The following is a 10,698-nucleotide window of genomic DNA, read 5'->3' on the forward strand; positions in this document are numbered from 1 at the left end:
AAAATGTTCTCTCCTTTATAAACAAAACCAAATAAACCTAAGAAATACTGGTCCCCTACCTATCATAAAATTATATTTGCAAAATGATTTACAACTAAAAAGCTTTTTTCTCGAATCCATTTAACCTATTGACATATTTAAAACTGTAAAGGATAAAAATAAATAGTTCCTTGAGATTCTCTAGAATTGGTCAAATTCCAAATAAATAATGAATGAATTAGAAGTGGTATTTTGCCAAAAAAACGTAAAAGCCGTGGCAGAGCCAAAGGAAGTTCAGGAAAGAAAGGGCATGTACAGTGTAGCGGATGTGGTAAATTAGTACCCAGAGACAAAGCTAAGAAAGTAACAAAGTACAAAACATTGGTGGACCCAATGATAGGTCGAGAACTAAGACAGCAGGGAGCATACCTTCCGAGAACCAAAGAAACCAGATTATACTGCATAAACTGCGCTGTTCACAGAAACGTGGTTCGGGTGAGATCAAAGGAAGATAGAAAAGCTAGATAACCCAGAAAATGTTGCTCTTAAGTAAAACTAGTTGACCCATTACGGGGAGGAGTTTTTGTTTGATTTAGTGGTTATTGGGCATATAGCAAAAGATATCATAATAAGAGAAGGCTCTCCAACATTTTTGACAGGAGGCGCCTCATTTTATGCCTCAATAGCTGCTAGAAAAATGGGGGGGAATGTAGGTGTAGTGTCTAAAATTGGTAGAGACCTTGATGAAAACTCTTTATTTGTCTTTAACGAAATGGGGATTCAAACATTTATTTTGAAAACAGATGGTTTTACAACAAGCTTTGAAATTGAGCATCTACCTAACAGCAGACGATTAAGACTGATTGAGAGATGCGCGCCAATTCTATTTGAAGAAATTCCGGACAATTTTTTAGATGCTCAATCCATACTTGTCAGCCCCATAGCAAGAGAAATTTCACCTGATTTCATGAAAAAAATCTCAAGAAAAACAGATTCAGTATTAGCTATTGACCTACAAGGTTTTGTTCGAAAATTTGGTGAAAATGGGAACGTGTATTACGATTTTTGGAATGAAGGTGAACAAATACTTCCACTAGTGGATATTGTTAAGAGTTCAAAACGTGAAGCCTTGACCTCTATGAATTGCAATAACATTTATGACGCAGCGCAGGAGATTTTAAGTTTTGGCCCAGAAATAGTTATAATAACCATGGGTGAGGAAGGCGTTTATATAAGGGGTAAGGAAAACCTGATTATTACCCCGAAGTCTCGTCCAGAAAAGGTTGTAGAAACTACTGGTGCGGGAGACATATTTTTTGGAGTATTTCTTCTTGAATACATTCGTACAAAGGACGTAAAAAATTCCGGAAATATTGCGACTAATGTTGCCACAAAATCTGTTGCAGGTAAAGGGATGTCCCGGTTTATATCACGAGAAATGGCTGTCGAATAATCCATTTGTAATATAAATATAAAACCCAAATTACGAACCAAAAAACTTAAGCAACTTTTTTGGATAAAGAAGATAGGTGTACTAAATGATAAACATCGAACAAATAAGAGTAGGAGATAATATTTGCCTCGGATTAAAGGTGGATCTCAAACCAGCGCCCTTATTACTTATCATAGGTGAAAGGGGTATCTTAGCTTGTGGCTTCTTAAATATTGAAGCCTCAGAGAAGCTTGGGATAGCTGCCGCGGTGGTGACCGGTGTTAGAACCTTTGAAGACGTACTAAACGCTGAAATAAAAAAATTGACTACGGAAGCCGAAAAATTAGGGGTAAGAGTTGGACAGAAAGGCAAAGAAGCATTAAGTTATCTAGTCTAACCTCTTTCCTAGGAACCTATTTCCACATTTATTTTATTTTTAAAATGTTTTGATTTTAATTAACTTTATACAAGGGGATCTATTCCCCGGGCTGTATTTTACCCAAAATTTGGAAAGCAGGGCAGCCTTTCACAAAAATTCCCTTCTCCTTGTGGTCTTCTGCGCAGTCTCCTATGATATAAACTCTACCCTCCAGTCTTTCCGGAACTTTGACATCATGTCCTATTACTAGATTAACCTTACCCACTTTTTCTACTAGTCCATGTTTTCTTAGCCTGTCCAATTCCACTCTTGTCCAAGCTAAACAACCTTCATTACATGCGCAACCAACGTATGCCTCTACATTTGGAAAAACACCCATTACGTCTGTTAAGGGTCTTTTAAACTGCTTCTGGACCTTATCAATACTCTCTCCTTTCACTTCTATTTTACTTAAATCCATTTCCCCTAGTCCTTGTAGTGCAGCGAGTCTTATGTGAGGAATTTCCTGAGGCTCAAAACCCATAATAATAGATCCTACAGAATCAACGGACACTACATCCATTCCAGAGATAATTATTCCAGTGTCCACTGGATCACCGTAGGTGGGCCCCTGTCCCTCTAGTGCGTTTAGTCCATCAATTATAGCCAAGTCTGGTTTAGCGGCAAGTGTTACGTCCACAACCTTTTGGTGAATATCTGTCCTGTGATAAATCTGTTTCTGCTCAGGAGACAATAATCCAATCTGGTTTTTAATCGCCAAGCTAACCCTACACATGGAATGCGTTTTCAACTTGGGTACAGTAATGAACTTGTCGCTATTCAGTAGGGATTTGGGCAGTCTAATAGTGTTCAATAATTTTGCTTTAGGGGACTCAATCTCTAAATATTCATCCTCATCAATATAAACCGCTTCAACTCCCTCTTCTTCCACCACTTTCTGCGTTCCCGTAACCTCAAAAGCCCTTCTTGATTTGTAAAAAAAGAATGGAGCATCTCCAACCATTATACTGCTTGCCCCTGCCTCCCTTACAAGTTGGATTACCGACCTAGTCACCTCCGGGTCGGTTATTGCGCCGGATTCTTTGGTAAGAGGGGCAACCAGATTCGGTTTAATAAAAACTTTTTCCCCTTTATTAACGATTTTTTCCATTCCCCCTATCAATTTCACAGCTTTCCGGACAGCTTCTGAGGCTGTATCACTTTTTGCTATTGATACCATAGTCATAACTCAACCCTCTAGGGTGGATGATTACATAGAGGAAAAAAACTTAAAAAAACTTTGGTAAAACGTTACCTTACGCAATCTTTTTGAATTCCTTTAAGGAAAAAAGGTTTATATTAAATTTCAGCAGTTTAACTCTGCAATAATAGAAATGTAAACTAAACGAACTCTACTCAAATATTAAATCGGATATCCATTCATAGTTGTTCGATTAAGTAACCTTTTTAAAATTTGCATCTACTAATCGTTAAACTGCTTATGTTTTAGTTGGTGATTGAATGGCTGAAGATGCTGAGACTCCCCTACCTGACAAGGAACAAAACTTTAGTGACTGGTATAACGAAATCGTCCAAAGGGCAGAGCTAGTGGATCTTAGATATGGTGTGAAGGGCTTTGTAGTTTATCGTCCTAATGTTGCCACCATCATGAAGCAAACTTACCAACTGTTTGAAGACGCTTTGGATGAGCACGGACATTCAATTTGTAATTTTCCTGTAGTAATACCCGTAGAATTCTTTCAAAAAGAAGCTGAACACATAAAAGGATTCTCCGGAGAAGTTTTCTGGATAACCCGAGCAGGAGACAGTGAACTTGATAAACCATTACTGTTAAGGCCAACTTCTGAGACCGCAATGTATCCGCTCTATGCCTACTGGGTTAGGAGCTATCGAGATCTGCCCTTAAAACTTTATCAAAGTAACACCGTTTACCGATACGAAACCAAAGCGACAAAACCTCTCATTCGAGGACGCGAATTTTACTGGATAGAAGCCCATGATGTTCATAGAACATTTGAGGACGCGGTGAACCAGGTAAAAGAGGATATGGAAATCACAATTGACGTTCTACATAATCAACTGGGCATTCCCTTTCTCTTAATGGAAAGGCCTTCTTGGGACAGGTTTGCAGGAGCCGAACATTCATACGCTTTTGATGTGCTTTTTCCCGATAAGGAGGTCCTACAAATTGCCACCACCCATCTTTTAGGTGAGAATTTCTCTCGAGCCTTTGACATAACTTTTGAAGATGTGGATGGAACTAAAAAGTATGGTCAACAGACATGTTTTGGGATAGGAATCTCAAGAATAGCGGCTACAATTATCAGCATGCATGGAGACAATTATGGTTTGATTTTACCATTTCATGTAGCCCCGCTTCAAATTATAATAGTTCCCATACCAAAAAAGGGAAAAAATGAACTGATAATGGAGAAGTGTGAAGAATTTTACCATAAACTCAAGGATAAAGGTTATCGCGTTAAACTTGATGTTTCAGAAGACCGTCCAGGAGCGAAATTTTATCACTGGGAACTATTAGGTGTGCCAGTAAGACTTGAAATTGGTCCTAAGGACATCGAGAACGGTGTGGTAACTGTTTTTAGAAGAGACAAAAAGGAGCGTTTCCAAGTAAAAGAAAACCAACTTATCAAAACTATCGAACATCTAAAGGACGATATTTTAAAAGAATTAAGAACTCGCAGAGAAAAAGACTTGGAAGAGAATATTCGAGAAGCAAAAAATAAGGAGGATTTTCTAGAAATCGCTAAAAATAAAGGAGGCTTCATAAAAATCGAGTTCTGTGACAATCAGAAGTGCGCAGAAATAATTAAAGACGAAACCGGAGGATACGAAGTAAGAGGCAAAATATTTGGGGATGAAGAAAAACCAAAAGGCAACTGCATAATATGTGGTGAAAAAGCAAAATCAATAGTTTATATTGCCAAGGCTTACTAAACAAATTACTTCCTATGTAAAATCTTTTATTTGTACTTTTAAATCCCGAGTAAATTTCTGAAAAAATTGGAAGTTGAGAGTCATGAAAATTCCTTACGGTGAAAAACAAATTGAGTTCAGTCTACCCGACAGCTGGAACCTATTAGGTTTTCTTTCACCCAAAGTAACTAACAATGAAATTGATCCTTACGAGTCAGTGCTGAGAGCGGTGAGAAATCCAATAAGAACTAAAAGCTTGCACAATATCGCACAAGAAAAAAGGAATGCAATAATAATCTCGGATGATAAAGCTCGTCCCACCCCCTCAAACCTTATAATTCCCCCATTGCTAGACGAGTTGAATCAGGCTGGAATTTCAGATGAAAAAATCAACGTAATCATCGGACGGGGACTACATGAATCCCTAAATGAAAATGAGCTGGAAAAGAAACTGGGCAGTAACGTCATGGAAAGAGTGAAAGTCTTTCAACACGATCCCAATAAAGACTTAATTTGCATCGGTAAAACTCCTCAAAATATTGAGGTATTTCTTAACAAAAAAGTTGTAGAAGCAGATCTTAAGATAGGATTAGGCAGTGTTACACCTCATGAATTAATGGGATTCACGGGTGGCGCAGGAATCATTGTACCGGGAGTAGCTGGAAGACAAACAATAAATGCTAACCATTCATTGGTTAAAATATTCAATGCAGAATTCGGAAAAGTAGAAGATAATCTTATACGCAGGGATAGTGAAGATGCTGCCAAGCTACTAGGTTTAGACATGATAGTAAACGCCACTCTAGACATATACGAAAATATAGTAGATATATTCGCTGGAGATGTGGTTAAAGCCCACCGTAAAGCAGTTGAAAACGCAAAGTCTATTTATGGTGTTTCTTTAAATAAAAAGGCAGACGTGGTAATAGCGAGCTCTCATCCCAAGGATGCGACTTTTGGCAAATCCCTGAAAGCAATTTTTGCTTCTTCACTAGCCGTCAAACCACGTGGTGTTATTATACACGTAGCACCCTGCTGGGATGGTCTATCACATAGTGAAATATTTAAAGAAATGTTAATGGACAATCCTGGACCAAAAACATTATTCAAAATGCTCGATACGGGGCAACTTCCGGGAGAAAGCTGCGTGCTCTATTTATTTTCCGTGGTTAAAAACGTTCAGAGAATAATAGTGGTCACAGATGGGATAGAAAGAGAAGTTATAGAAAAAATGGGTTTAGAATACGCTGAAAATCTTGAACATGCAATAAAAAAGGCACAGATAGAAAATGCAGACTGCATTATACTTCCATGGGGTGCGGTGTCACTTCCTCTCCCCACAGGTATATAATAAGATATTCAGTAACGTGTTTTCTTTTATTATATCAATATAAACAATCTATTACCCGTTTTGATACTTTTTATAAATTTTTGAAATACACATTAGACCTTAGGCGTAATTATTTTTCATTCAGAAATGGTGCGAAAAATTCTAAAATTCTTCAGAAATCATACCGAAAAATGCAAAAACTGTGATAAAAGACGCCTGAAAACGGCAAAAATTTCCGAAGGTATTAATTACGCCTAAGGTCTATTTAATACATCTACTTAAATCTTTCAAAGGAAATATCTTATATGGAAAATGGTGAGTCAAATAATCATAAAAAGTTATATGGAGGATTTCTAAATGCGCTTTTTTTCTGATCTTCATATACATAGCAAGTATAGTAGAGCTACCAGCGATAAAATGGACATCGAGAATTTGATACGGTATGCCAAGGTTAAGGGATTGAATCTTCTAGGCACAGGAGACTTATCTCATCCAAAATGGTTAACTGAGTTAAAAAGCAAACTAAAAGAGATTGATGATTCCGGCTTCTATATATTGGAGGGCGAGAGTCAAGTTTTTTTTATTCTTTCCACTGAGGTGTCAACAGTTTTTAATTATAAAGGAGCTTCAAAGAAGATTCATCATGTTTTATTTGCTCCAAATTTTAAAGTAGTTGACAGAATGAACGATTTTCTAGCAAAGTATGGTAAGTTAGAAGTTGATGGGAGACCTCAACTAAGTATATCCCCAGCAGAACTCATTGAGAACCTTATAGAGATTGATGAGAGAATATTCATACTTCCTGCACATTTATGGACTAGCTGGTTTGGCGCATTAGGTGAAAATGGCTTTGACCGGCTAGAAGACTGTTACGAGGATCAACTCAAACATATTTACTCGGTGGAAACAGGTTTATCCTCTGATCCCCCTATGAATTGGAGACTAAGCGCATTGGACAAATACGTATTAATGAGTAACAGTGATGCTCACAGTCCTTGGAGCTGGAGGCTAGGGAGAGAAGCAAATGTCTACGAATTAGAAGAACCATCATACCAAGAATTGACCGATGCCATAAAAGCAAAGAATAGGAAAAAAATTGTTATGACCATTGAGGTTGATCCTGCTTATGGAAACTAATTCGCATTTTCGAGTTAGCCATAAAATATCACTTCGATGGTCACCGCTCAGATAAACACTCTTGTGGCACAGAAGTGTGCATCTCACCAAAAGAGTCTCTAAAAAAAGGCTGTATATGTCCTATATGTAGAAAAAAGATGACTATTGGAGTACAACACAGAGTGGAAGAACTGGCCGATCGTGACGATAACTATGTTCCTCCCTATTTTATTCCGTTTATAAGAATAATTCCCTTAGCCGAATTAATTTCTGCAGTAATGGGAATTGAGAACTTGTATGCAAAACAGATTTGGGATACCTATTATCAGCTTGTAAATTCTTTCAATAATGAATATAATGTTTTACTTAATGTACAAAAAACCGATATTGAAAGGGTAACCAATCCATTAATTGCTGATATGATAATCAAGAACCGTGAAGGTAGAATAAATATTAGACCGGGATTTGATGGAGTTTATGGAAAAATTATTTTAGACGAAAAAGAAAATGAAAGAAAAATCTCTAAACAGATAGAGCAAAAAAGTTTGAACGGCTATTTCAAATAAATAATGAATTTAAAATTGATATTCCAAATTCAAGTCTAAAATAAAGATAATTCAATTCAAATCCATAATTCTTAATAATATGTGTTAGATAAAATGTTTTAAATAATGGTATAACGAATAATAAAGTTATTATAACCTTTTTACCACAATATGATGTAGATAAATGTAAAATCCGAAAGGATCATAAACTTAAATATTGCCAATGCTAATACTAATCTAAAATAAAATTTTAGTTATTCAGGAGGAAAAATAATGCCCAAAGAGGATGAGAAAAAAATTTTCGCAGACAAAGTCAAAAATAAAGCAAAGGAAGAGCGCGTTCCGATAATAGCTCCCGCCGATTTCAAAGATAACGGCGGCGCTATATCCGCAAGAATCATCTTTAAGGGAGACGAACAAATATCACCCTTCCTAAAACTAGCAGTTTTATTCCGAAAACCAGTAGTTTATTACAATGATGTATTCTACATCCCAAACAGTAGCGAGCTATACGAATTAAAATATAAATGAAAAATAAACCGAATCCAAAATATTATTTCAAGAGAAAAAATACAAAAACATTAAAATCCGCTCTCTCCTCCTATTTATTAACCCTTCATCTATCTTTAAAAACTCTCCTATTTTTTTAAAAGTTATTAAAATAAAACATCAAATAAAACCAGAAAGTAAAAATTAAATTCTTTCCAATAAACAAACCCAACAACAAAATATCTTAAAAAATTTCTGTTTTTTAAAAATATTAAAAACCAGCCGCACTTTTTTATTCCATGGCTTTCCCATTAAAAAAACATTATCAAACAGCCAACAATCCTCATTAGACAATAACTTAGAATTTAAATATAAAGGTGAGAAGCATTAAACAGAAAAACTTCTCCCCATAAAAAATACCGAACCAATTATTCCTCTGAAGCGAAAAGCTTCTTCAACCGGCCAAGCTCCGTCATCATAGCGTTCCTAAGATCCGTAATAGAAGCAGCATCCTGCTGAACAGGAGAAACGCCCATCGTAGGAGCAGCAGAAACACTCGGTACACCCATACTTGGCGGTCTGGCGGAAGGTGGTCCTGCTGCGGGTGGCCCAGCCGACGATGGTACTCCCGCGGCTCGTGGCGGCCCGGCTGACGGCGGTCCAGCGGAAGGTGGTCCTGCTGCGGGTGGCCCAGCCCGTGGTGGCGCACCGGCTGACGGTGGCATACCTGCGGACGAGGGTACTCCTGCCGCGGGTGGTGCTCCGGATTTGGAAAACATACCGAATACGTCATCTGGAGCGCTTTTACTGGCGAATGTGTCTATTGGGGTTGCTGTTACTATAGTTTCCTTAGTGGCTATTTCTGGGGCTGTGGGTATTGATAGGTCAGCTGTTGCAAGGTCGATTTCCATTCCTTTTGCTGCTTTTTCGAGTTCTTTTTGGAGTTTTTCTATTGATTTTGTGTAGGATTCTTGTGCTTTTTTTAGTGATTCTATATATTTGTTTGAGGAACTTAGTAGGGAGGAACAGGCCTTTGAGACGAATCGTAATAGTTTCTCTTCTTTTTTGCCCAAGTTTTAACCCTTCTTGCTTTTTTCTTTTATTTTTTAGGTTTTTGTTTTTCGAGTCTTCTATTATTAAAATATGTGTAACCTTTTTTAAAAACTCTTTGGTTACCGCTCACTACCTCAATTGCGTTGTTTTTGTCTTTAATATTCTATTTCACAACGGTTTGTTATATTTTTTATTGTCTGAGTAGTCGTTAGGACATGGTTGGTTTTAGAAGTAGAAGTAAATCCAGTAGTTTAGGAAGTAATATATCGATACCAGAATTGTCATGTAAACTGCGTGTGTTGTTATCGTGGTGATTATTCTGTATTTTCGGATCTGAAGTAGTATTCCCAGTGTTAATGAAAGTGCCAGATAAGATGGTATTGCTAATATGGCTGCGATTGAGCCGACGTAACCAGGAAGTCCAATTCCCGCTGCACTCTGGGGATATAATATTATGTGTAGCGCGGAAAAGATTATTGCGGTTATAAAAAGTCCGGCCCATCTTCCAAAACTGTTTTCTAGTCCTTGTTGAAGGAAGCCTCTGGTGGATATTTCCTCACTGGGTGCAATAACTAGGAACATACTTAGTACTAGTAATATGTATTGGTACAAGTAAATGGACATGAAGGATGCATTATTTACAAGGGAGAATTGTCCGGCTAAAAAGATGTCGATTGATGAGTAAAGTTGACCTAAAGTGTTAGATGTTACCCAGGAAATAAACATAGAAATTCCTATCATTAGGCTTCCACCAATAGCCCCTACAAAGATGTCCTTCTGGACTTCTGTCTTGTCCTCGAAGTCGAAGCCCAATTCTTTTACTGATAAACCCTTAATTTTAATATATAAGAAGGGTACCACTATTAGACCGAACTGACCTAAGGTAATAAAAACTAGTAACTCTGGGCTCGCCACTAAAATAATTTGATCAAAGAATGGTATAATCATGAAGGAAGGTACTAAAATTGGTCCTATGCCGGATAATAAATTTTGAAGGAGGATGAGCAGAAAAAATGAAGCAGTATATCCTAAAACCGCCGGAATCCACCCCCAAGATGCTCGTGTCCTATGCTCCATCTCCTGAGTTCCCATCTTATCCTTACGAATATATTCACTGTTTTCGTCTACAAGTTTCCCACCGCAATACATACAAAACTCAGAATCATCTGCTTTGTATTTCACTCGGCACTTAGGACAGAACTTGTTTTTCTTTTCCAATTTAGTCACACTGAATATTTTCTAATATCAGTATAGTGTAAAATTACTGTTCTATTTTTGGAATAAGCTTTGTCACCTGTTTAGAGCCTATTTATTATAGGGCATGGTTGGATAATTTTGTTAATATTCCGTGTGCTTTATCTATTTATCAATATTACCTATTCGTTTTTCGAGAAGGCGCCTTAAGTATGTGGGTTGTTGGGATAGTTCGAAAAGAATAATT

At 37.3% G+C, this 10,698-nt stretch carries 11 protein-coding genes; 8 read left to right on the top strand and 3 right to left on the bottom strand.

Going from position 1 to position 10,698, the window contains the following annotated elements; all coding sequences use genetic code 11:
- Positions 1 to 231 precede the first annotated feature (231 nt).
- From ACUVXA_RS10310 to ACUVXA_RS10320, 3 genes are all read left to right on the top strand, one after another.
- Complete coding sequence (locus ACUVXA_RS10310; RefSeq protein ID WP_445871174.1) at positions 232 to 507, top strand: 30S ribosomal protein S26e; 276 nt, start codon at positions 232 to 234, stop codon at positions 505 to 507.
- A gap of 55 nt (positions 508 to 562) precedes the next feature.
- Positions 563 to 1,432 carry a PfkB family carbohydrate kinase gene (locus ACUVXA_RS10315; protein WP_445871175.1) on the top strand — a complete coding sequence of 290 codons (870 nt, stop codon included), beginning with the start codon at positions 563 to 565 and terminating at the stop codon, positions 1,430 to 1,432.
- 85 nt (positions 1,433 to 1,517) lie between these two features.
- Complete coding sequence (locus ACUVXA_RS10320; protein ID WP_445871176.1) at positions 1,518 to 1,808, top strand: YunC family protein; 291 nt, start codon at positions 1,518 to 1,520, stop codon at positions 1,806 to 1,808.
- 79 nt (positions 1,809 to 1,887) lie between these two features.
- Here ACUVXA_RS10320 and ACUVXA_RS10325 read toward each other — a convergent pair whose 3' ends face one another.
- Positions 1,888 to 3,015 carry a DUF362 domain-containing protein gene (locus ACUVXA_RS10325; protein WP_445871177.1) on the bottom strand — a complete coding sequence of 376 codons (1,128 nt, stop codon included), beginning with the start codon at positions 3,013 to 3,015 and terminating at the stop codon, positions 1,888 to 1,890.
- Between the two features lie 275 nt (positions 3,016 to 3,290).
- Between ACUVXA_RS10325 and proS the strand changes: the two genes are divergently transcribed.
- From proS to ACUVXA_RS10350, 5 genes are all read left to right on the top strand, one after another.
- Complete coding sequence (gene proS, locus ACUVXA_RS10330; RefSeq protein ID WP_445871178.1) at positions 3,291 to 4,745, top strand: proline--tRNA ligase; 1,455 nt, start codon at positions 3,291 to 3,293, stop codon at positions 4,743 to 4,745.
- A gap of 82 nt (positions 4,746 to 4,827) precedes the next feature.
- Positions 4,828 to 6,075: a nickel-dependent lactate racemase gene (gene larA, locus ACUVXA_RS10335; protein WP_445871179.1), complete on the top strand. Its 1,248-nt coding sequence runs from the start codon at positions 4,828 to 4,830 to the stop codon at positions 6,073 to 6,075.
- A 336-nt stretch (positions 6,076 to 6,411) separates the two neighbouring features.
- Positions 6,412 to 7,191 carry an endonuclease Q family protein gene (locus ACUVXA_RS10340; RefSeq protein WP_445871180.1) on the top strand — a complete coding sequence of 260 codons (780 nt, stop codon included), beginning with the start codon at positions 6,412 to 6,414 and terminating at the stop codon, positions 7,189 to 7,191.
- Between the two features lie 137 nt (positions 7,192 to 7,328).
- A complete protein-coding gene (locus tag ACUVXA_RS10345) occupies positions 7,329 to 7,736 on the top strand; it encodes a hypothetical protein (RefSeq protein WP_445871181.1) in 408 nt (135 codons plus the stop codon).
- 252 nt (positions 7,737 to 7,988) lie between these two features.
- Entirely contained in the window at positions 7,989 to 8,246 is a 258-nt protein-coding gene (locus ACUVXA_RS10350) for a hypothetical protein (protein ID WP_445871182.1), read from the top strand.
- Positions 8,247 to 8,632: 386 nt separating this feature from the next.
- Here the strand turns inward: ACUVXA_RS10350 and ACUVXA_RS10355 are convergent, their stop codons facing one another.
- Positions 8,633 to 9,277: a hypothetical protein gene (locus ACUVXA_RS10355; protein ID WP_445871183.1), complete on the bottom strand. Its 645-nt coding sequence runs from the start codon at positions 9,275 to 9,277 to the stop codon at positions 8,633 to 8,635.
- Between the two features lie 205 nt (positions 9,278 to 9,482).
- Complete coding sequence (locus tag ACUVXA_RS10360; RefSeq protein ID WP_445871184.1) at positions 9,483 to 10,475, bottom strand: CPBP family intramembrane glutamic endopeptidase; 993 nt, start codon at positions 10,473 to 10,475, stop codon at positions 9,483 to 9,485.
- Positions 10,476 to 10,698 lie beyond the last annotated feature (223 nt).

It is taken from the genome of Candidatus Jordarchaeum sp., from assembly GCF_052745115.1.